Source organism: Pseudomonas granadensis (assembly GCF_900105485.1).
In the GTDB taxonomy this organism is placed as follows: domain Bacteria; phylum Pseudomonadota; class Gammaproteobacteria; order Pseudomonadales; family Pseudomonadaceae; genus Aquipseudomonas; species Aquipseudomonas granadensis.
Map to the genome: position 1 here is coordinate 3,277,935 of NZ_LT629778.1, position 21,975 is coordinate 3,299,909.

Genomic DNA, 21,975 nt, shown 5'->3' on the forward strand with positions numbered 1-21,975 from the left:
TGCGCCTATGCAGGGAGCGGAGCCAAGCTGGCGGTGCTCACTAAAATTCGAGGGTCGTGACCGCGCGGATGGCGGCCTAGCCCAAGCCTCAATTGCGTGGTGGCGATTGGCCTATCCAGCTTAGGCGCTCCGGCCAATCCTGCAAGTGAACCGCTGCTCGTTTTCGTAGACGCTGAACGACCGCATTTGGCCGTAAGCAGCCACTCAACAAACGGAGAAGCCACGGGCGTCGAAAGTGATGGCTCAAGGTACAGGCAATGCAAGCGCAGCAAGCCTGCAGATTGCTGACGCCTACCAACTCCCGTACGGAATGCCAAATTTCTCGATATATCGCTTGGACTTCTCGCTGACGGGATACGCGTATCGCCCATGGGTTTTACCCTGACTCGGCCCCATTGGCTCGATTTCTGCCTGAGCTTTGGCCACTTTGATTGGATGATGGCAGGAGTCTCTAACCCACACTTGTACGACACCTCCGGGAGCCAATCCCAAGTAGACCGAAGATATATAAGTAGCCGTCTGATCTGGAGTTTTATCGCATCGTTGGTTGACCGACGTCAGCATCAGTTGTCTTGCTTCCTCAGGTATGTCTATCCAAGCGCGGTAAGTCTGAGGTTCTACGATGGATTGCCAGCGAACAAAAATCCGTTTCGGGAGATCAGCCCCCACCACTGCTTTCGCTGAGCTGCCCACACCGTGCCAACCTCGCGCCGACTCTGTTCCATCTTCTGGTTGCCCGCCCGACGCGGATCCGCCGCCCGTGCGCAGAAACGTCTTGCCCTTGATATCTTCTACGGCAGTATCTTCAACCCAAACCTTCATGTAGTTGGGCTCGGTAAATCCGAGTTCCCACCAGGGGGATTTGGGGTCGTGTTTGGCCGAGAGTGGCTGGGCATGACAACCAACTATCAACAGTGCGCACAGCGAGACTGAAAATAGCTTGGTTAAAAGGGCGTGCAGTTCGGCGCCTGACACCACTACCAACTCCCGTATGGGATCCCGTATTTTTCGATATACCGCTTTGCCTTGTCACTCTCTGGATAGGCATAACGACCGCCGTTCTTGCCCCGTTCCGGACCCAACGGATCGATTTCGCCTTGCCCTCTCGCGACCTTGACTGGATGGTGGCAGGAATCTCTAACCCAAACTTGCACCACGCCGCCTGGAGCAAGACCTAGATAAACTGAAGCAATGTAGCTTGCGGTCCTGTCGGGCTTCTCCGCGCAACGTTGATTTGTGGACGCCACCATTATTCGCCTGGCTTCTTCCGGAATATCCACCCACGCTTGCCAGGTTTTCTGTTCAACGATCGATTGCCAGCGAACGTAAATACGCATGGGCAGATCGGCCCCGATGACTTTTCTGCCGCTACCACCTACGCCAGTCCAGCCACGCGCAGACTCTGATCCATCGTCAGGCTCTCCCCCGGCGGCCGTACCTGCTCCGGTTTTGAAAAAAACCTTACCTGTGATGTCGTGTACGGAGCTGTCTTCCACCCACACCTTCATATAGTCAGGCTCTGTAAAAGCCAGCTCCCACCATTCGGATTTAGGATCATTTTTGGCTGAAAGCGGATCAGTGGACTGGCAACCGCAGACGAAAAGCGCGCACAAAGCGATAACAAGCTTCTTCATCGTTTTGGCTTACCAACTTCCATAAGGAATGCCGTATTTTTCGATGTAGCGCTTTGCCTTTTCACTTATAGGGTAAGCGTACTGACCTCCATTCTTTCCCAAGTCTGGTCCCAGCGGTTCCAATTCGGCTTGGGCGCGCGCTACCTTTACTGGGCGCCGACATAGGTCTCTGACCCACACTTGAACCACGCCCCCAGGCGCGAGCCCCAAATAGACAGACGCCATGAACCGTGCTGTCTTCTCTGGTGTTTCCGGGCACCGTTGGTGAGTAGACCTCACCATCACTTGTCTGGCCTCCTCGGGAATATCCACCCAAGCCCGATAGGTTTTTTGTTCAGGTATCGATTGCCAGCGGACAAAAATCCGCTTGGGCAAACCCGCCCCGATAACGGGTTTGCCTGTACCTCCAACACCTATCCAACCGCGGGCAGATTCTTCTTCATCATTTGGTTCTGCTCCGCTGGCGTTCCCACCTCCCGCTCGCTGGAAGGTTTTACCTTCTATATCTTCCACAGAGCTGTCCTCAACCCACACATTCATGAAATTGGGTTTGACGAAGGCGAGCTCCCACCAAGGGTACTTAGGATCGGCTTCACCTGAGTTAGAACTCGTTGCGTGACAGCCGGTGAAAGCCAAAACGCCCAATATCGCTACTAGTACTCTCATTACCAAAGCTTCCAATCAGGTACGTGAGGGTGATGCACACGAATGCCGTCGTCGGTTGGAGCGTTAATGTAAACAACTTTCAAGCCGCTACCGTCCCGTCGTCCTTGTGGATGGTTCCAGTTGGCAGAAGTATGGATGTACTTAAGCTTCAGCAATAGCTCTTCTTCTGCGGTAGTGCTGTTGTCACCCGCAATGAACCTGTCGCAGATCGATTGCAACTCTTGTGGAACGGCATATTCGGCTCGCCCGGGAATATCGGTGAAGGGAACACCTCTTTCTTTGGCCATTTGATACATCAATCTCAAATAAATATTTGAGAGCTTGCCACTGACTGGACGCCTGAGTAGTAGGCCAGCGTACACGCGTTTCTGTTTGGGACCGAACCGATCTTGTGGATCGGGCGGCAAAGCAAGCGCGGTGGGAGTTACGATTTCCAGCAGGTCCGCAGGCCATCCTTTGGCTATCCACTGACTTTTTACCAGTGCAGCATCCTTATAGATCGAGGTAGTTCTTACATCAGTGTTGCTCCAGACATCAAGTTTTTGCATGGGACTCACCACAACGCACTCCTCGATTTCATCGAGATAGCTCCCACCGATATCTGAGTGGACACCAGGAAATTCGTATTCCGGAAAGTCAGGTTTCACACTACTGAGGGCAAAATTAGCCCGGCGTTCATCGCGAGCAACTAAATGGACGACATCCTTGAAAAAACGAGGGTCAAGATAGAGTTTTATGCCTGGCGCGATTGGGCTTTTCACCATACCGAAGTTAGTTAGGCCAGCAATTGACGGCACTGTATCGAACAGCCCGATAAAACCCATGTTGATACTGCCACCGTACTGATCAACAAATGTACGGCTGAAATTACTAGAGTAAATGGTTAACAGCTCTCGTAACGGACCTTGCTTACCTCTCACTATTTCATTTGAAAAATGACGAGCCGCCGCTGCGCCGCGGCTGAAGCCAAAGGTATCAAAGGTTATAGATGTAATTTCCGCATCTGGATTTTCTTGAAGGGTATCTTCAATGACTTGTTTGATAAAAGTGAAGGACGTCTGTACTCGCCCCGCTACACCGGTTTCCCCTCGCCCCGTACCTTGACCGAACAAACTATCTTGCTCGTTGGATTGAGTGCCAATTCCTTCGATATACAAAGGTCGAGAGACTTTTTTTAACGAGCCCTCGCCCTCAGCAACCGGAGCTTCGTGATACAGGTCTGCGAGTTTTTTTATGTTCGTCGCACCAGCACCATAACTGCTATCCGGATCCTTCATGTAGGGCTGACAGCTCGCCGAAATATCCTCCGGCGCAATCGGATGCTGCGCCCCACACAGCAACCCAGCCGCTGTGTTATTCGCATTATTCCCCGTCCCATCAAAAAAAACTCCAATCCGCAGCGCTATCCCAACCTTCTCAGGCTCGGGCGCTGGTTCTTTGCCGTGTTTTTCGTATTCCGCCCAGTGCTGGGCGTGGAGGTCGACGGGTTTGGCTTGTTCGTAGCGGTAGTTTTTCGGGGGGTTGGGTACGTAGCCACTCATCCTTGTTTCCTTGGTCCTGATCCTTGAGAACGGCGCGAAGCGTGACAGTCGGGGCTTGGCGGCGCAAGGCATGGCGGTGTGCCAGCGCGGTTTGTTTCGGTGTTTCGACGAGGGTTTCCCCTCGTCTTTGTTGCGGTCAGCTGGTGACTTCGACGTTGTCGAGTGCCTGATTGACCGCGAGTTCGCCGAGCATCACGACCTGAGCGATGCCCAGTGCGGTTTTGCGGTGTTGGGGGTCGAGCATGGCGGCGAAGTTGACCAGCATTTCGCTGGCCGAGCCGAGGGTTTCGCTGGCGTTGGCGAGCAGCGATTCGCTGTCGAATTTCGGGTTGGCGAGGTACATGCGTTCGGGTTCGTTGACGCTGGCCATGATCTGGCTGGCGGGTTTGAGGTAGTGGTCGAGGGCGCGTTCGGCGGCTTGGTGGAAGCGTCTGGAATCGGGTGATTCGTAGGGGGATGTGGGGTCGGTTTCGGGTGGGTTGGGCGTGACTTTGAACATGGTGAAACTCCTAGTTGAGAAAAAGGAGCCTTCACATTCGCTACCAAACGAAGGTGGCGGCCATACGCGGGTTGGTAGACCGGTAACTAGGACCCGGCACACCCGAAGGTGTCCTGCGCATGGCCACCATTGAGCAGAGACCTGATGAGGTCTGCGAACGGTTCGCGATGCGACTAGTTATGACGGGCTACCAAACCCGATCACTGCTTTTTCAGTGACCGCCAAACGATAGATCCGGCGCACTAGACGCACAAGCCGGCGGATTCTGGCGTAGTCGTAGGTAACGGCGCAAGGCGTTGTAGGGTTTGGGTGGTGTGCGTTTTTCGCTTTTAAACAAATGCTGGGTTTTGCGTTTAGCACTTTGCTGAATGATTTTGCCCTTGCCTGTTTGCGGTCGGGTATTGTCGATGGGGGCACATCGGGACGGTGGCGATTCGGGAGTTGTGGCGGGTGCCGAAATGGCTGCCCTACCCTAGCCCTCTCCCGGAGGGAGAGGGGACCGATTGGGGGGGATTCGAGAGCTTCGTCGTCCTGACAAATACTTCAAACTATCCAGGACGGTGGCGATTCTGGGGTTGTGGCAGGTGCTGAAAATGGCTGCCCTCACCCTAGCCCTCTCCCGGAGGGAGAGGGAACCGATTGGGGGAGATTCGAGAGCGTCGCCGACCTGATTGATCTGTTTTGAATCCATGAATGTTGCGATCGCCAGATCTATTTACGGCGACCCCTCGCCCTTCATAAACACACTTTGCCACCCCATGACCAACCAGTTCTCACTTCAAACAATCCCCCACCCCAATGTCGATAACAGACACAACCGTGGCGTGATCAGGCATCTGATTCGGCGTACAAGCCGGGTAAGGTGACGCAGCTTTTGCGCAAAACTCCCGTCCATCGTGGCGGATTCGATAAGCACTGCGACGTTCGAGAGGGGCCATTTAGAGCTGTTCAGCCAATATTACCGGTAATCGCTCGGCCCTTTTCATTCGCTTGAACGTCGATCAGCAGAGAACAAGAAAACAATGATCAGCCCCACCTCCAAGGATTCGACTGGCCACTTGGCGCAGGGCTTCAAGCCTCGTCATGTGACGATGCTGTCCATCGCCGGGATCATCGGCGCCGGTTTGTTTGTTGGTTCCGGGCATGCCATTGCGGCGGCCGGGCCGGCGGTGTTGCTGGCTTATCTGTTTTCCGGGTTGCTGGTGGTGCTGGTCATGCGCATGCTCGGCGAGATGGCGGTGGCCAATCCGGACACCGGTTCGTTTTCCACCTATGCCGATCAGGCCATCGGGCGCTGGGCCGGGTTTACCATCGGCTGGTTGTACTGGTGGTTCTGGGTGCTGGTGATTCCGATTGAAGCGTTGGCGGCCGGGCATGTGTTGCATCAGTGGTTTGCGCAGGTCGATGCCTGGCTGTTCGCGCTGGGCTCGATCATTGCGCTGGTGGTGACCAACCTGTTCAGCGTCTCGAAATACGGCGAGTTCGAGTTCTGGTTTGCCATGGCCAAGGTGGTGGCAATCATCGGCTTTATCGGCGTCGGTTTTGCGGTGTTGATGGGCTGGATTCCCGACCGTGAAGTCAGCGGTTTGAGTGGCCTGATGGCGGCGCACGGCGGGTTTGCGCCGAACGGCTTGTCGGCGGTGGTCGGTGCGTTCATTACCATCATGTTCAGTTTCATCGGTACCGAAGCGGTGACCATCGCCGCGGCGGAATCGAATAACCCGGCGCAGAACATTGCCAAGGCCACGCGCTCGGTGATCTGGCGCATCGGTGTGTTTTATTTGCTGTCGATCTTCGTGGTGATTTCAGTGGTGCCGTGGAATGACCCGCTTTTGGCCTCGGTCGGGTCTTATCAGCGGGCGCTGGAAATCATGAATATTCCGCACGCCAAATTCATGGTCGATGTGGTGGTGTTGATCGCGGTGGCGAGCTGCATGAACTCGTCGATCTACATCGCCTCGCGCATGCTCTATTCGCTGGGTCGGCGTGGCGATGCGCCGAAGGCGTTGAAGGTGACCTCGTCCGAAGGTGTGCCGCGTGCGGCGGTCATCGCCAGCACCGTGCTCGGCGCGGCGATCACGGTATGGAGCTACGTGATGCCGGCCGGGCTGTTTGAATTTCTGCTGGCCAGCTCCGGCGCGATTGCCTTGCTGGTGTACCTGGCAATCGCCGTGTCGCAACTGCGCATGCGGCGGATGTTGCGTCGGCAGAACATTGAGCTGACGTTCCGCATGTGGCTGTTTCCGTGGCTGACCTGGCTGGTGATTGTGTTCATCTGCGCCGCGCTGGCGGTGATGATGATTACCCCGGAACACCGCACCGAAGTGAGCACGACGATTGGTCTGGCGCTGGCAATATCGTTTATCGGTTTGCTGACATCACGACATCCTGCGCAGACGGTCAGTGTCACGCCTGCCGGATGAACATGTGCCGCAGTAAATCCGGCACCGCCGCAAAATCTTGCTGATAGGAACAGGCAATACTCAGATCCGATTCGGCATCGTCCCCCGCCCTCCTTCGCCCTAGCATGTTCGCACCTTGTCTGTTCTGGAGTGTGCGACATGAAGACTGCAAAAACCCTGTTCATCACTGGTGTCAGCAGCGGCTTCGGCCAGGCGCTGGCGAGGGAGGCGCTCGCCGCAGGCCACCGGGTCATTGGCACCGTGCGCAGCGAATCCGCCGTAGCGACGTTCGAAGCGCTGGCGCCGGAACGGGCCCATGGCGTGGTGTTGGACGTGACCGATTTCGAAGCGATTGATACGGTGGTCGCCGCCGTTGAAAAACGTTACGGGCCGGTGGATGTGCTGGTGAACAACGCCGGTTACGGTCACGAAGGGGTTTTCGAGGAATCGCCGCTGGCGGAAATGCGCCGGCAGTTCGATGTGAATGTGTTTGGCGCAGCGGCGGTAACCAAGGCTTTTGTGCCGTATTTCCGCCAGCGCCGCGCCGGGCATATCGTCAACATCACCTCCATGGGCGGCTACATCACCATGCCCGGCATCGCCTATTACTGCGGCAGCAAATTTGCTTTGGAAGGGATTTCCGACACGTTGAGCAAAGAGCTCGCACCCTTCAATATTTTCGTCACGGCAGTGGCGCCGGGGTCTTTTCGCACCGACTGGGCCGGCCGCTCGATGCAGCGCACGCCGCGCAGCATCAGCGACTACGATGCCAGCTTCGACCCGGTGCGCAAGGCCCGCGAAGAGAAAAGCGGCCATCAGCTCGGCGATCCGCACAAAGCCGCACGAGCCATGCTGACGCTGATCGCCAGCCCTGCCCCGCCCGCACATCTGCTTTTGGGCAGCGACGCCGTCGCGCTGGTGCGTGACAAGTTGCAGCGCACGGCGGAGAGTATTGAGCAATGGCAGGCGCTCAGTTGCTCTACCGATGGCTGAGCCGTCGCGTGAAAAAAAGGTGCAGTGAATGGCGAAATCCGAAGACCTGACGACGGCGCGCATGGTGCAACTGATGAGCGAACTGGCGCCGCTCGAGGGCTACAACCTGAGCGTGCTCGACGACGTGCGGTTTCTGCGTTCCAACCGTCCGTTGAGGCGCACGCCGGTGTTGTACGAGCCGGGTATCGTGATCCTCTGTCAGGGGCGCAAACGCGGCTATCTGGGTGACGAGATCTACGTCTACGACGCGCAGCATTATCTGGTGGTTTCAGTGCCGGTGCCGTTCACCATGGAGACCGATGCCAGCGAGGATCAGCCGATGCTGGCGGTGTATCTACGTCTGGATTTCGCCCTCGCCGGCGAGCTGATTCAACAAGTCGATGAGGTCCGCGGCTTCGACGCCACGGTGCCACGCGGCATGTACGCCTCGCCCATGGATGATGCGCTGCGCCATTCAACCTTGCGCTTTCTGCAAATAATGAACGACCGCAACGACGGGCAAATCCTCGGCCCGGCGATGTTGCGTGAGTTGTATTACCGCATCCTCACCGGCGCCCAGGGCGGCACGCTGCGCGCGGCCATCGCCCAGCAAGGTCAGTTCGGCAAAGTGACCCGCGCGATCCATAAAATCCACAGCTGTTATCACGAGCATCTCGACGTCGAAGCGCTCGCCGAAGAAGCGCAGATGAGCGTGCCGAATTTTCACCTGCACTTTCGCAAAGTCACCGACACCTCGCCGATGCAATACCTCAAGTCGACGCGTTTGCATCAGGCGCGGTTGCTGATGCTGCGTAACGACTTCACCGCCGCCCGCTCAGCGTTCCTGGTCGGCTACGAAAGCGCCTCGCAATTCAGCCGCGACTTCAAACGCTTCTTCGGCCGCACTCCGCTGGCGGAAGTGGCGTGGATGAAACGCACGTATGCGTTGCCGGCACCGAGTACGCCGTCGCCGTTTGTCTCGTCGCATTAACGGATGCGATATTTGGTTGAGGGGCCATCTTGCGTAGGCAGCGCCCAGCGGGCATATAATTCTCACTTGATTTATATCTGTTTTGATATAGCCTCTCTACAAAGCCTTCCAGCCATTTTTTGCAACAGTACGCCCCATGACAATTGCGCTTGGGCGATTACGCTTTTCCTTTCAACAAAGGAGAAGTCGATGCCAAGAAACAAGGATGTTGAATTCATCGGAAACGCGCTTAAGGATCTGAAGGCGCTCCCGATCGATGCCCGCAGAGCGGCAGGATTCCAGTTGGATCTGTTGCAGCGGGGCGATGAACCCTTTGACTGGCGTCCAATGACAACAATCGGACGCGGCGTTAACGAAATCAGGATCACCGAGGATTCAGGGGCGTTCAGAGTGTTTTACGTGGCCAACCGACCTGAAGCGATCTATGTGCTGCATGTCACGCACAAAACCACACGTAAAACCGAAACGCGAGATATCGAACTGGCACGCGCCAGATACCAGGAAATCAGGTAAAACCATGACGGATCATCAGAACAACTCCCAGCGCTATTCAAGTGTCTGGGATGCACTGGAAGACACGCCGCAGGACGCGGCTAACATGCGTTTGCGGGCCAAGCTGATGCGCACACTTTGCGAGACCATCCGAGCTTGGGAGCTTCCCCAGAAGGAGGCAGCCAAACGCCTGGGAATCACCCAGCCACGTCTCAACGATGTGCTCAATGGCAAGATCGACAAATTCTCGTTGGACGCACTGGTCAATCTGTCAGCAGCTGCGCAATTGGAGGTAGATATCTGCTTCCCGCTGGGTCAACCACTACAATGGGTCTGACCCGATAAAACAGTCAGCCATGGATGAGGCATCGCACGCCATCCATGGCTGAACGCCGCCTCAATCCTCCCGCGTCAAAACCTCCAGCAACTCGATCTCGAACACCAGATCTGAATGCGGCGGAATCTTGCCCATCGTCCGCTCGCCGTAGCCCAGACGCGCCGGCACCAGCAATTTGCGTTTGCCACCGACCTGCATGCCCATCAGGCCCTGATCCCAGCCTTTGATCACCCGCCCCGTGCCCATCACGCACTGAAAAGGTTTGCCGCGGCTCCAGGAGGAATCGAACTCGGTGCCGTCTGGCAGCCAGCCGGTGTACTGGGTGGTGATCAGCGCGCCTTTGACGGCGGCTTTGCCATCGCCCGGTTGCAGGTCGATGATTTGCAGTTCTTCTGACATGTGGTTGACTCGTTAAGAATGGCCCTGATGGCGCGGACGGTTTTTTCGCAGAATTGCGCGTCGATGGCAATCGATGGAACCGAAATTCGCGCCGCGGCTCACATGGATATCGACATCGTATGACGACAAGGATGCTTTGATGACCGACTCTCGTTTGCTGCGCAGTTTTATCCCGCCTTACATCCTCAACCGAATCATTGCCCATGGTTCGGAGCCGCAACGCAACGCGGCGATGCAGACGCTCAACCATGTACGCAGCCTGTTGCCCAACCCCGGCCGACCTTCGCAACCGCCGGCGCGGGCGGTGTTGCCGCAGGCGACCAAACCGGGCCTGGCCCGGCGCAGCGTGCACGATGCGCAAAACAAGATGCTCCTGCCGGGCATGCCGGTACGCCTCGAAGGCCAGCCGCCGTCGGGAGATCCGGCGGTCGACGAAGCTTACGACGCGCTGGGCGCCAGCTATGATTTCTTCTGGAAAGTGCTCGGGCGCGATTCGATCGACAATCAGGGTTTTGCGCTGATCGGCAGCGTGCATTACGGCCAGGGTTACGAAAACGCGTTCTGGAACGGCGCGCAAATGGTCTTCGGTGACGGCGACGGCGAAATCTTCCAGCGCTTCACCCGCTCCCTCGACGTGATCGCCCACGAACTGGCGCACGGCGTCACCGAGAGTGAGGCTGGTTTGATTTACGCCAATCAATCAGGCGCACTTAACGAATCGCTGTCGGACGTGTTTGGCGTGCTCACCAAGCAATACATCCTCGGCCACACGGTCGAACAGGCCGACTGGTTGATCGGCGCCGACCTGCTGATGCCGAAAATCCAGGGCAAGGGCTTGCGCTCGATGTCGCACCCCGGCACCGCGTACGACGACCCCTTGCTGGGCAAGGACCCGCAACCGGAACACATGCGCAAATTCGTCATCACCAGCGAAGACAATGGCGGCGTGCACATCAACTCCGGCATCCCCAACCGCGCGTTCTATCTGGCGGCTCGGGCACTGGGCGGCTTCGCCTGGGAAAAGGCCGGACGGATCTGGTACGACACGCTGTGCGATGATCGCTTGAGCCAGGACGCCACATTCGACGCGTTCGCAAAACTGACCATCGACCACGCCGGCCAGCGCTTCGGCGCCAAGGAAGTTGAAGCGGTGCAGCAGGCCTGGGCACAGGTCGGTGTCGAATAAACTGAGGAGGCTGTATGAAAACGCTACCCGATTTAGGTGACGATTCCGTTTTGCGTGTCTCTCGCCAGGGTGGCGTCGCCGCGATTCACAGCCTGAGCCGCCCGCGCGAAATCGAATTCGCGCAATGCGACACCAACCAACGCTCGCGGATCTGCTCGGTGCTCGAAGGCTGCCTGCCACTGGACAGCAGCGACTCCGGACGCGGGGATCAGCGTTTCTATCAGATTGAAGTGCGTTACAAGTCGGGGGAAATGTTGCTGAAAGTGCCCGAGGACCGGGCACCGGGGGAACTGGTGCATCTGTGGGACAAGGGAGAGCTTCTGTAAACGCTCTCCCGGCATTCAGTGTTTAACGCTCGACCGGCTGCATCTCGACAATCGTGCCGTTGGTGATCATCACCATCACGTATTTATCGTTGATCTGCACCCACTGCGCCTGTTCGATCGGCGCCTTCAGACCTTTGGCCTTCCAGTTCTGCAACGCCTTGTCCTTGCGCTGATACATCTCCGGCGCGCGGTCGTTGACCTTCAACTGACGATCGCTGGTCGGCGATTGAACGGAAGGATCACTTGAGGTTTGCGCCGCTTGAACAAGGGGGCTGATCCCGGCAATGCCGGCAACCAGCGCCAGACTGGCGATAAGGGTCTTGCTGTTCATCGGTGAACCTCCTGAATTGGGTAGTACCTGAACTCCGACTGCGTGGGGCGGGAATCATTCCTTTTTTTGCCGGGGAGGCGTTACAGGAGGGGAAGCGTACATCTGCCAGATGTTTGGTTGGCTGCAAGGCCGTCATCGCTTGCAGGCAAGCTCCCACATGGATCAGGTGCAACCACAAATCCGAGTGTCAGCTCACCTGCTGGTGCTCTTGATCCACTGCCGACGGCTCAAGATCAAAAGCAAAATCAAGAGCCCCTCACCCTAGCCCTCTCCCGGAGGGAGAGGGGACTGACCGAGGCGGATGCGAGAATTACGCCGACATGAAATACCGAGTCGAATGCGAATATCAAAACCAACCAATATCGGCTCCCTCTCCCTCGGGAGAGGGCTGGGGTGAGGGGCGAATCCACCGAAAACCTCAAGCCATGCAGCGCTTCTAACCACTCAACAATGAGCGTTAGCTCGAGTGCCTTTGATCTTGATCTTGCGTCACCGGCGACATCGGAAGGCTGAGCGCAGGGATTGATCCGGGCGTGGGAGCGCAGCGACCGTCTGGCGCAGCCAGACACAGCGGAAGTAGGTGCAGCGAAGCAAACCGTAGCCGCTGCGCCCGGATTGATCCCGGAGCGAAGGGACCCGAGCCTGCGAGGGCCGTACGTAGGAGCAAAGCCTTTTGGTTCCTTTTTGCTGGGCCGGCACTCCGGCGTCTGAAAAAGGGACTCGCCGTAAGGGCGAAACCATAAGAAGCCGTTACCGCAGCAACGGATATGCACTCGATTGATCCGCCCCGAACATCAATCCATGCCAACAATGCAATTAACAGATTGTTACATCTGCGCCACCATCCACCTCAATAAAAACCGTGCGCCGCCCTCCCGTAGCGCACGTCATAAAAGCGGTGGAGTCCTTTACTATGACAGCCTCAATCCCACACGGCGGCTCACGCGCCGGTGCCATTTTCCGAGTCACCTCGGGCAACTTCCTCGAACAGTTCGATTTCTTCCTGTTCGGCTTCTACGCCACACAGATCGCCGCGGTATTCTTCCCGGCAAGCAGTGAATTCGCCTCCCTGATGATGACCTTCGCCGTGTTCGGCGCAGGCTTCCTCATGCGCCCGCTCGGTGCCATCGTGCTCGGTGCCTACATCGACGACGTCGGCCGCCGCAAAGGCCTGATCGTCACCCTGTCAATCATGGCCAGCGGCACGATATTGATCGTGCTGGTGCCCGGATACGAAACCATCGGCCTGTTCGCCCCGGCGCTGGTATTGATCGGCCGGCTGCTGCAAGGCTTCTCGGCCGGTGCCGAACTGGGCGGTGTGTCGGTTTACCTGTCGGAAATCGCCACGCCCGGTCGCAAGGGTTTCTTCACCGCATGGCAATCGGCAAGTCAGCAAGTGGCGATCATCGTCGCTGCCGCACTCGGCTATGGCCTGAACCAGTGGATGGAGCCGCAGGCGATCGCCGATTGGGGCTGGCGCATTCCGTTTTTCGTCGGTTGCATGATCGTCCCGTTCATCTTTTTTCTGCGCCGCAACCTGGCAGAAACCGAAGAGTTCGCGGCGCGCAAACACCGTCCGAGCATGGGCGAAGTGTTCCGCACCCTCGGCCAGAACTGGGGCGTGGTGCTGGGCGGCATGTTGATGGTCGCGCTGACCACCACGGCGTTTTACCTGATCACCGTGTACGCGCCGACTTTCGGTAAAACCGTGCTGCACCTGAGCACTTCCGACGCGCTGCTGGTGACGCTGCTGGTCGGCGTTTCGAACTTCTTCTGGCTGCCGATTGGCGGCGCGCTGTCCGATCGCATCGGCCGTCGCCCGGTGCTGATCACGATGGCGTTGCTGGCGCTGGCCACGACCTATCCGGCGCTGTCGTTTCTGGTGCAGTCGCCAAGCTTCACCAACATGCTGCTGTCGCTGCTGTGGCTGTCGTTCATTTACGGCCTGTACAACGGCGCGATGATTCCGGCCCTCACCGAGATCATGCCGGTGGAAGTGCGCGTCGCCGGTTTCTCCTTGGCCTACAGCCTGGCCACGGCGATTTTCGGCGGGTTCACCCCGGCGATGTCGACCTTCCTGATCCAGTACACCGGCGACAAAGCCGCGCCGGGTTACTGGATGAGCATCGGTGCGCTGTGTGCGTTGTGCGCCACCCTTTATCTGTACCGCCGTGCCGGTGGTCGTCTGCAACCTGTCGCGGCCTGAGGAAAACCTGCCATGAAAAAAATCTTTACTGTCACCGCCCTGCTCGCCGGTCTGGCGTTCAACCTGAGCGCCCACGCCGCAGAACTGAGCGTGATGACGTCCGGTGGCTTCACCGCCGCCTACAAAATCCTCGGGCCGAAATTTGCTGCCGCCAGCGGCAACACGCTGACCACCAGCCTCGGCCCGTCGATGGGCAAGGCCCCGGAGGCGATCCCCAATCGTCTGGCGCGCGGCGAGCACGCCGACGTGGTGATCATGGTCGGCTACGCCCTCGACGAGTTGATCAAACAAGGCAAGATCGACCCGGCTTCGCGGGTCGAACTGGCGGACTCGCGGATCGGCATGGTGGTGCGCGAAGGCGCGGCAAAACCGGACATCAGCAGCGTCGACGGCTTGAAGAAAACCCTGCTTGATGCGCAGTCGGTGGCGTACTCCGACAGCGCCAGCGGCGTGTACATCGAGCAGCAGCTGTTCAAGAAACTTGGCATCGAAGACCAGTTGAAGCCGAAGTCCAAAATGATCGCCAGGATCCCGGTGGGCTCGGTGGTTGCCACCGGTGACTATCAATTGGGCTTCCAGCAGGTCAGCGAATTGCTGCCGGTGCCAGGCGTGAGCTTCGTCGCGAAGATCCCGGAATCGGTGCAGTCGGTAACCCGTTTCGCTGCCGGCATTCCGGTCAAGGCCGAGCATCCTGAAGAAGCCAAAGCCCTGCTCGCCTACCTCGCCGCGCCTGCCGCCCAGGCTGACGTGCAGGCCACCGGGATGGATTCGGTCAAGCGCTGATCGTTGGCGGCTGGACCTTCATTTCCACCACCAGCCGCTCCAGCTCCAGTGCCGCCGGGGTCAGCGTACGACCCCGGCGCTTGAGGATGCCGACGCTGCGCATCACTTGCGGATCGGTCAGCGGCACCCGTGTCAGGATCGGATGATCCGGCCCCGGCAGCGCCATCAATGGCACCGCCGCCACACCCAACCCCGCCTCGACCAGGCCGATCATCGTCGTCACGTGCCGTGTCTCGCAGATGCTCTGACGCTGCGGCACTACCCCACCCAACGCCTGATCCAGCAGAAAACGATTGCCAGAGGTCTTGTCCAGGCCGATGTAGTCCTGCTGATAGAACTCGTCCCACGTCACGCTGCTGCGCTGCGCCAACGGATGATCGCGGCGACAGGCGACAACGTAGCACTCCTGCACAAGCGGTTCGAAGTCGACTTTGGCATCCTGCGTGCCGAGAAAACTCAAACCGAAATCCGCCTCGCCATTGACCACTGCACTCAACACATCGTGCGCGCTGGAGTCGAGCACCTTGACCTTGATCCGCGGGAACTGCTGGTGATAGCGCGCGATGACCCGTGGCATGAAGTAGTACGCCGCCGACGGCACACAAGCGACGGTGACATGGCCGAGCCGCGTCGACGCCACTTCACTGATGCCCAGCAATGCCACGTCAAGATCATCGAGCAAGCGTTCGACACTGGGCATGAAACCGCGTCCGGCCTGGGTCAGGCTGACCTTGCGCGTGGTGCGCTCGAAGAGTTTGACGCCGAGCGCGTCTTCGAGCTTTTCGATGCGTCGGCTCAACGCCGGTTGCGACAGGCGCACGGTGTCGGCGGCCTTGCGAAAACTGCCCTGCTCGACCACCGCGCGAAAGGCTTGCAGGTCGTTGAGGTCGAAGTTGATGGCCATGGCGGTTCCGGAAATTGATGCGCAGGGGTTATAAATGTAACCATTTGATGCAAATTATTACAGTCACGATGCACATCCCCTGTAGGAGTGAGCCTGCTCGCGATAGCGGTGGGTCATTCGACATCATCGATGACTGATTCACCGCTATCGCGAGCAGGCTCACTCCTACAAGGGATCTTTGGTGGATGAAAAGTTGCTGCAACCCTTATCCTTGTCGCCCCCCGCCGTACCGTTGTCAGGAGTTGACCCATGCCCCATGAAGGCAATCTGTTGCAAGCCGCTGTCGTGTTTTTGTTCGCGGCGGTGCTCACCGTGCCTTTGGCCAAGCGTCTGCAACTGGGCGCGGTGCTCGGTTATCTGTTCGCCGGGGTGATCATCGGCCCATCGGTGCTCGGCCTGATCGGCAACCCGCAGAGCGTGGCGCATATTTCCGAACTGGGCGTGGTGTTGCTGCTGTTCATCATTGGCCTTGAGCTGTCGCCGCGACGCTTGTGGGTGATGCGCAAATCGGTATTTGGCGTCGGCCTGGCGCAGGTGTTGCTGACCGCGTCGGTAATTGGCGTGCTGGCGTTGTCGGTGTTTGGCCAACCGCTGAACAGCGCGATTGTGCTGGGTCTCGGCCTGGCACTCTCCTCTACCGCGTTCGGCCTGCAGAGCCTGGCCGAGCGCAAGGAACTGACCAGCCCCCACGGGCGGCTGGCGTTTGCGATTCTGTTGTTCCAGGACATCGCCGCAATCCCATTGATTGCCTTGGTGCCGATGCTCGCCGGCGTCGATCACCACACCAGTACCGCCGACGATATCCGTCACAGTCTGCAGGTGCTCGGCGGCATCGCGGTGGTAGTGATCGGTGGACGTTATCTGTTGCGGCCGGTGTTTCGCGTGGTGGCGAAAACCGGTCTGCCGGAAGTGTCGACGGCCACGGCGTTGCTGGTGGTGATCGGCACCGCGTGGTTGATGGATCTGGTCGGTGTGTCGATGGCATTGGGCGCGTTTCTCGCCGGCCTGCTGCTGGCGGATTCGGAGTATCGGCATGAGCTGGAAGCGCAGATCGAACCGTTCAAAGGCCTGCTGCTCGGATTGTTTTTCATCAGCGTCGGCATGGGCGCCAACCTGAGTCTGCTGCTCAGCGCGCCGGTTACGGTGCTGGGACTGACGCTGCTGTTGATCGGTCTGAAATTGCCGCTGCTGTTTGTGGTTGGACGGCTGGCTGGCGGCTTGAACAAGATCAGTGCGATTCGCCTCGGCATCGTTTTGGCGGCCGGCGGTGAGTTCGCTTTCGTGGTGTTCAAGATCGGTCGCGATCAGGGCCTGTTCGAGCCGCGTCTATACGATCTGCTGGTGCTGACCATCACCCTGTCGATGGCGGTGACGCCGTTGCTGCTGTTGCTTTGCGCGCGGCTGGTCAGCCCGAAAGTGCAGCCGGTGGAAGTGCCGGAGAAATTCCGCGAAATCGATACCGAAGCACCGCGCGTGGTGATCGCCGGCATGGGTCGGATGGGCCAGATCGTCGCGCGGATTCTGCGCGCGCAAAATATCAATTTCGTCGCGCTGGATACGTCGGTGGAAACCATCGAACTGTCGCGCAGTTTCGGCGGTGTGCCGGTGTTTTATGGCGACCCGATGCGCCCGGAAATCCTTCATGCAGCAAAGGTCGGCGAGGCGGAATATTTTGTGATTGCCACCGACGATCCGGACACCAACATCAAGACCGCCGAAGTGGTGCGCAAACTTTATCCGCACATGAAAATCATCGCCCGCGCACGCAACCGCCAGCACGTACATCGCTTGATCGATGTCGGCGCCGAAGCGATTCGGGAAACCTATTATTCGAGCCTGGAAATGAGCCGGCGCGCCTTGGTCGGGCTCGGTCTGACCCAAGCCCAGGCCGATGCACGAATCAAGCGCTTCAAGCACCACGACGAACAGGTGCTGGAGGCGCAGCACGCGGTCTACGACGACGAGGCCAAAGTCCTGCAAACCGCCCAGGAAGCCCGGGCGGAACTGGCCAAACTGTTCGAGTCCGATCAGTTGGAAGAGCAAGCGCGCAACCCCTGACTGCTTTGCACAGAACCAAATGTGGGAGCCAGCCTGCTGGCGATGCGTTGTTTCAGACAACACATCTGAAACAGACAAACCGCTATCGCGAGCAGGCTCGCTCCCACACTTATTCCGGGTTTGCCGGAAATCTCCCTGCACCCCAAGAACCTGTGGGAGCCAGCCTGCTGGCGATGACGGTGTTTCAGACAACACATCTGAAACAGACAGACCGCTATCGCGAGCAGGCTCGCTCCCACACTTATTCCGGGTTTGCCGGAAATCTCCCTGCACCCCAAGAACCTGTGGGAGCCAGCCTGCTGGCGATGGCGTTGTTTCAGACAACACATCTGAAACAGACAAACCGCTATCGCGAGCAGGCTCGCTCCTACACTGATTCCGGGTTTGCCGGAAATCTCCCTGCACCCCAAGAACCTGTGGGAGCCAGCCTGCTGGCGATGACGGTGTTTCAGACAACACATCTGAAACAGACAGACCGCTATCGCGAGCAGGCTCGCTCCACTGATTCCGGATTTGCCGGAAATCTCCCTGCCCCCCAAGAACCTGTGGGAGCCAGCCTGCTGGCGATGACGGTGTTTCAGACAACACATCTGAAACAGACAAACCGCTATCGCGAGCAGGCTCGCTCCTACACTGATTCCGGGTTTGCCGGAAATCTCCCTGCACCCCAAGAACCTGTGGGAGCCAGCCTGCTGGCGATGGCGTTGTTTCAGACAACACATCTGAAACAGACAGACCGCTATCGCGAGCAGGCTCGCTCCCACACTTATTCCGGGTTTGCCGGAAATCTCCCTGCACCCCAAGAACCTGTGGGAGCCAGCCTGCTGGCGATGACGGTGTTTCAGACAACACATCTGAAACAGACAAACCGCTATCGCGAGCAGGCTCGCTCCTACACTGATTCCGGGTTTGCCGGAAATCTCCCTGCACCCCAAGAACCTGTGGGAGCCAGCCTGCTGGCGATGCGTTGTTTCAGACAACACATCTGAAACAGACAGACCGCTATCGCGAGCAGGCTCGCTACTACACTGATTCCGGGTTTGCCGGAAATCTCCCTGCACCCCAAGAACCTGTGGGAGCCAGCCTGCTGGCGATGCGTTGTTTCAGACAACACATCTGAAACAGACAAACCGCTATCGCGAGCAGGCTCGCTCCAGGGAATCGGTGTCAGGCCAGTTCCAGCGCCGGCGCTTTTTCGACCGCTGTCACTGCAAACCGATCCGCCAGAAACGGGGCGATATCCAGCGGTAGCGGCTCGTCATTGACTAGTTTGTCGAGGAGTACGCCGGTTATTGCCGAAGTCAGGATGCCGGTGCGGAAATGCCCGCAAGCATTCAGGTAACCCTCCACGCCTCGCATCGGCCCGAGGATCGGCAGTTCGTCCGGCGAACCCGGACGCAGCCCGGCCCAGGTGCGCTTGAGGTTTACATCGGCCAGTTCCGGCAGGCAGCGCACCGCGCCCTGCACCAGCCCGGCGATTTCCGGGTAGGTGGTGGTGACGTCGAAGCCCTTGTCTTCGGTAGTGCTGCCGATGAGGATTTCGCCGTTGTCCTTTTGCGCCACGTAGCAGTCGCTGGTGGTAAGGCAGCCGTTGAGGATCTTCGGCATGCGTTCGGTCAGCAGTATTTGGCCTTTGACCGGTTTCACCGGGATGCGAATCCCGGTGGCCCATTCACTCAGATCCGCCGCCCAGGCACCCGCTGCGTTGATCAGCGTCTTGCAGTGAAACACACCCTCCTCGCTCGTTTGCACCCCGGTCACCCGCGTGCCGTGATGCAACACACCGGTGACATTGGTGTTGACGAAGATATCCACGCCGTTCTGCCGCGCGCCTTCCATGTAGGCATCGGCAAGGCGGAACGGGCTGACCTGATGGTCGCAGAGGAACTCCAGCGCCCCGCGTGCCTCATGGCTGACGCTCGGTTCGGCGGCGCGTAATGCAGCCTGATCGAGCCAGCGCACCTGATCGGCCAGATGCGGAATGCAACCGACGATGTGCTCGGCGTAGAGCCGGTCCTCGTCGTCATAAATGACGAATTTCAGCCCGGTCCTTTCGAACTTGAAATCCATCCCGTGATTATCTTTCAGCTCGCGGTGCAACGCCGGGTACAACGCGTTGGACTGCAAGGCAAAATCGAAGAACGATTCCGGCAGGATGTGCGGCGTGCTCGCATCCACCGCCACCGCCGCGCCCTGGGTTTCGCGCTTGCGATTGGCCGACATCATGCGAAAGAAAATCACCCCGCAACCGAGGCCAACCGACTCGCCGATCGCCCACAATCCGCCGGCCGACGCACGGGTGGCGTTACCGGGGCGCTTGGCGTCGATCAGCGCAATCTTCAGGTTTTTGCGTTTGGACAATTGATAGGCGCAGGACGCCCCGATCACGCCGCCACCGGCAATGACCACGTCGTAGAACTTACTCATGGGCAGCGGCCTCCGTGCCGACAGACTGAAATGCGGAAAAAGGAATTGGATCAATCGGGAAACGCGGACGCAGCCAGCCGACATCCTTGCGACCGGTGGCCTGGCGCAGACGATCGCTGCAGTAGCCGACGCACATACGCCCCTGGCAATCGCCCATGCTCACACGGGTGCGCATTTTCAGGCTGGCGATGTCTTGCACGCCCTGCTCGAGCGCCCGATCGATGTCGGCACGGGTGGCGTTCTCGCAACGGCAGATGACCGTGTCGGCGGCAGGCAACGTGGTCTGGCCGACGCCGCGCGCGGTGTAGCGATCCACCGCCGCACGAAAGCGCACGATGGCCTTGAGTTTGCCCAAGTAGCGGTCGCGGCGCACCCGCGCCAGTTCTTCTTCGAGCACGCCGCGTTGCAGCAGAATCGACGTCGCCGCAATCCTGCCAGCAAGCATCGCCGCTTCACCGCCACGAATGCCGCCCATGTCGCCGGCCAGGTGCACGTGCGGTTCGTTGCTTTGCTGCCAGATATTGGCATGCGCGCGCAGGTAACCGTCGTCACTGAAACCGTGATCGAGGCCCATCTGCTGGCTCAACTGGGTGCGCGGAATAAAGCCGTAACCGACCGCCAGGGTCTGCGCTTCGAAGCGCTCGACGCGGCTCAGGTCCGGTTCCCAGGTCGCCGAATACGGCGCAACGCTGACGCTTTTCAGTTCGCCCTCGCCGTGTGCCTCGACCACGCCCCAGCCGTATTGCATGGGGATGCCGTGCAGTTTCAGGTAGGCGAGCATGCTCAAGCCATCGAGAAACAGCTGCGGTTTGTTCAGCAGCGCCAGACTTTCCCGGGCGATCTTGCCGAATGCGCAGGCCTCATACACGCCCGCGACGCGCACGCCAGACGCGTGCAGTTGCGTCGCCACCAGCGGCAACAGCGGCCCGGTGCCGGCAATGATGACCGGCCCCTGCGGCTTGACCACGCCACTTTTGATCTGCAACTGCAGGCCGCCCAGCATGATCACTCCCGGCAACGTCCAGCCGGGAAACGGCACGCTGCGCTCGTGACAACCGGCCGATAACAGCAACTGTGGGTATTCGATCTCGTGCAGTTGCTCGTCGCCATCGAGCACTACTAACGCGCGAGTGCCTTCGGCGCCGACCACGCGATGGTTTAGACGCACGTCGATCAGTCCGGCCTGTTCCTGAAACTCGCCGTGCAGCTTACCCAGCGCCTCAGCGTAACGTGGGCCCAGATAGTCCAGTTGCACGCCGTCACGCAGCGGCCCGCGATACACCACGCCGCCGAGGCGCGACGCTTCTTCGAGCAAGGTGCAGCGCACGCCGTGACGGGCCAGTTCGATGGCGGCGGCCATCCCGGCGGGGCCACCGCCGACAATCACCGGTTGCAGGCTCATACGACCTCCTGCGCGGTGATGCGATTGACCTGGGTTTGAATCTGCATGCCGTCGCGCACCACGGTCTGGCAGGCGCGGCGTTTATGCCGACCGTTGATCCGCACCAGACAGCATTGGCACACGCCCATGCCGCAATACGCGCCGCTGATCTGGTTGTGATCGTTGCGGGCGATCTGGCGCAGGCCGAGGGATTGAATAACGCTGAGGACGGTTTCGCCGATGGCAGCGGTGACAGGCTGGCCGTTGATGTGCACAGTCATGTCCGCCTGCACCAAAGGCTGGATATCGAAGGATCTTTCTAGGCAGTTCATTGCAGTGTTCGTCCGTGAAAAATTCAGAAGAGTGTTGCGCCAGCTCCTTGCTGCACTACACCGTGCCGTCCCGTTTTTAATACGTTCAGGGGGACGTGCGGTACTCCG

22 protein-coding genes are annotated in these 21,975 nt (G+C 58.9%); 11 read left to right on the forward strand and 11 right to left on the reverse strand.

What is annotated here, in order from left to right; translation table 11 throughout:
* Positions 1 to 291: 291 nt before the first annotated feature.
* From BLU52_RS14395 to BLU52_RS14415, 5 genes are all read right to left on the reverse strand, one after another.
* Positions 292 to 960, reverse strand: coding sequence for a DUF2931 family protein (locus BLU52_RS14395; protein WP_090288573.1), 669 nt, complete (start codon positions 958 to 960; stop codon positions 292 to 294).
* 17 nt (positions 961 to 977) lie between these two features.
* Positions 978 to 1,634 carry a DUF2931 family protein gene (locus tag BLU52_RS14400; RefSeq protein ID WP_090284234.1) on the reverse strand — a complete coding sequence of 219 codons (657 nt, stop codon included), beginning with the start codon at positions 1,632 to 1,634 and terminating at the stop codon, positions 978 to 980.
* 9 nt (positions 1,635 to 1,643) lie between these two features.
* Positions 1,644 to 2,300 (reverse strand): DUF2931 family protein, encoded by a 657-nt coding sequence (locus tag BLU52_RS14405; protein ID WP_090284236.1) that lies wholly within the window; start codon positions 2,298 to 2,300, stop codon positions 1,644 to 1,646.
* Complete coding sequence (locus BLU52_RS14410; RefSeq protein ID WP_090284237.1) at positions 2,300 to 3,841, reverse strand: phospholipase effector Tle1 domain-containing protein; 1,542 nt, start codon at positions 3,839 to 3,841, stop codon at positions 2,300 to 2,302. The genes BLU52_RS14405 and BLU52_RS14410 overlap by 1 nt, the downstream gene beginning before the upstream one ends.
* Positions 3,842 to 3,977: 136 nt before the next feature.
* Positions 3,978 to 4,340 carry a DUF6124 family protein gene (locus BLU52_RS14415; protein WP_090284239.1) on the reverse strand — a complete coding sequence of 121 codons (363 nt, stop codon included), beginning with the start codon at positions 4,338 to 4,340 and terminating at the stop codon, positions 3,978 to 3,980.
* 1,022 nt (positions 4,341 to 5,362) lie between these two features.
* On the opposite strand from BLU52_RS14415, the gene BLU52_RS14420 reads away from it, so the two are divergent.
* The 5 genes from BLU52_RS14420 to BLU52_RS14440 all read left to right on the forward strand — a co-directional run bounded on the left by BLU52_RS14420 (position 5,363) and on the right by BLU52_RS14440 (position 9,534).
* Positions 5,363 to 6,763, forward strand: coding sequence for an amino acid permease (locus tag BLU52_RS14420; RefSeq protein WP_090284241.1), 1,401 nt, complete (start codon positions 5,363 to 5,365; stop codon positions 6,761 to 6,763).
* A gap of 138 nt (positions 6,764 to 6,901) precedes the next feature.
* The gene (locus BLU52_RS14425; protein ID WP_090284243.1) at positions 6,902 to 7,735 is read left to right on the forward strand and encodes an oxidoreductase; all 834 of its coding nucleotides are present in this window, start codon (positions 6,902 to 6,904) and stop codon (positions 7,733 to 7,735) included.
* A gap of 28 nt (positions 7,736 to 7,763) precedes the next feature.
* On the forward strand, positions 7,764 to 8,705 hold the full coding sequence (locus BLU52_RS14430; RefSeq protein ID WP_090284245.1) for an AraC family transcriptional regulator: 942 nt from the start codon (positions 7,764 to 7,766) through the stop codon (positions 8,703 to 8,705).
* Between the two features lie 189 nt (positions 8,706 to 8,894).
* Positions 8,895 to 9,218: a type II toxin-antitoxin system RelE/ParE family toxin gene (locus BLU52_RS14435; RefSeq protein ID WP_090284246.1), complete on the forward strand. Its 324-nt coding sequence runs from the start codon at positions 8,895 to 8,897 to the stop codon at positions 9,216 to 9,218.
* Positions 9,219 to 9,222: 4 nt separating this feature from the next.
* Complete coding sequence (locus BLU52_RS14440; protein WP_090284248.1) at positions 9,223 to 9,534, forward strand: helix-turn-helix domain-containing protein; 312 nt, start codon at positions 9,223 to 9,225, stop codon at positions 9,532 to 9,534.
* A 60-nt stretch (positions 9,535 to 9,594) separates the two neighbouring features.
* On the opposite strand, the gene BLU52_RS14445 is transcribed toward BLU52_RS14440, so the two are convergent.
* Positions 9,595 to 9,933 (reverse strand): FKBP-type peptidyl-prolyl cis-trans isomerase, encoded by a 339-nt coding sequence (locus tag BLU52_RS14445; RefSeq protein WP_090284249.1) that lies wholly within the window; start codon positions 9,931 to 9,933, stop codon positions 9,595 to 9,597.
* A 139-nt stretch (positions 9,934 to 10,072) separates the two neighbouring features.
* Here BLU52_RS14445 and BLU52_RS14450 point away from each other — a divergent pair, with 139 nt between their 5' ends.
* Positions 10,073 to 11,119: a M4 family metallopeptidase gene (locus tag BLU52_RS14450; protein ID WP_090284250.1), complete on the forward strand. Its 1,047-nt coding sequence runs from the start codon at positions 10,073 to 10,075 to the stop codon at positions 11,117 to 11,119.
* Between the two features lie 14 nt (positions 11,120 to 11,133).
* Entirely contained in the window at positions 11,134 to 11,445 is a 312-nt protein-coding gene (locus tag BLU52_RS14455) for a protealysin inhibitor emfourin (protein WP_090284251.1), read from the forward strand.
* 22 nt (positions 11,446 to 11,467) lie between these two features.
* Here the strand turns inward: BLU52_RS14455 and BLU52_RS14460 are convergent, their stop codons facing one another.
* Positions 11,468 to 11,776: an RcnB family protein gene (locus BLU52_RS14460; RefSeq protein ID WP_090284252.1), complete on the reverse strand. Its 309-nt coding sequence runs from the start codon at positions 11,774 to 11,776 to the stop codon at positions 11,468 to 11,470.
* 913 nt (positions 11,777 to 12,689) lie between these two features.
* Between BLU52_RS14460 and tcuC the strand changes: the two genes are divergently transcribed.
* A complete protein-coding gene (gene tcuC / locus BLU52_RS14465; RefSeq protein ID WP_090284253.1) occupies positions 12,690 to 13,982 on the forward strand; it encodes an MFS transporter in 1,293 nt (430 codons plus the stop codon).
* A 12-nt stretch (positions 13,983 to 13,994) separates the two neighbouring features.
* Complete coding sequence (locus tag BLU52_RS14470; protein WP_090284254.1) at positions 13,995 to 14,765, forward strand: substrate-binding domain-containing protein; 771 nt, start codon at positions 13,995 to 13,997, stop codon at positions 14,763 to 14,765.
* On the opposite strand, the gene BLU52_RS14475 is transcribed toward BLU52_RS14470, so the two are convergent.
* A complete protein-coding gene (locus tag BLU52_RS14475; RefSeq protein WP_090284255.1) occupies positions 14,755 to 15,669 on the reverse strand; it encodes a LysR family transcriptional regulator in 915 nt (304 codons plus the stop codon). The genes BLU52_RS14470 and BLU52_RS14475 overlap by 11 nt on opposite strands.
* 249 nt (positions 15,670 to 15,918) lie before the next feature.
* Here BLU52_RS14475 and BLU52_RS14480 point away from each other — a divergent pair, with 249 nt between their 5' ends.
* Complete coding sequence (locus tag BLU52_RS14480; protein WP_090284256.1) at positions 15,919 to 17,727, forward strand: monovalent cation:proton antiporter-2 (CPA2) family protein; 1,809 nt, start codon at positions 15,919 to 15,921, stop codon at positions 17,725 to 17,727.
* A gap of 47 nt (positions 17,728 to 17,774) precedes the next feature.
* Positions 17,775 to 18,716 (forward strand): hypothetical protein, encoded by a 942-nt coding sequence (locus BLU52_RS14485; protein WP_157720707.1) that lies wholly within the window; start codon positions 17,775 to 17,777, stop codon positions 18,714 to 18,716.
* A 178-nt stretch (positions 18,717 to 18,894) separates the two neighbouring features.
* Here the strand turns inward: BLU52_RS14485 and hcnC are convergent, their stop codons facing one another.
* From hcnC to hcnA, 3 genes are read right to left on the reverse strand one after another with little or no spacing between them, the layout of a single operon-like run.
* On the reverse strand, positions 18,895 to 20,154 hold the full coding sequence (gene hcnC, locus BLU52_RS14490) for a cyanide-forming glycine dehydrogenase subunit HcnC (RefSeq protein WP_090284260.1): 1,260 nt from the start codon (positions 20,152 to 20,154) through the stop codon (positions 18,895 to 18,897).
* A complete protein-coding gene (gene hcnB / locus BLU52_RS14495) occupies positions 20,147 to 21,556 on the reverse strand; it encodes a cyanide-forming glycine dehydrogenase subunit HcnB (protein ID WP_090284262.1) in 1,410 nt (469 codons plus the stop codon). Before hcnB ends, hcnC begins: the two co-directional genes overlap by 8 nt.
* On the reverse strand, positions 21,553 to 21,867 hold the full coding sequence (gene hcnA / locus BLU52_RS14500; RefSeq protein WP_090284264.1) for a cyanide-forming glycine dehydrogenase subunit HcnA: 315 nt from the start codon (positions 21,865 to 21,867) through the stop codon (positions 21,553 to 21,555). Before hcnA ends, hcnB begins: the two co-directional genes overlap by 4 nt.
* Positions 21,868 to 21,975 lie beyond the last annotated feature (108 nt).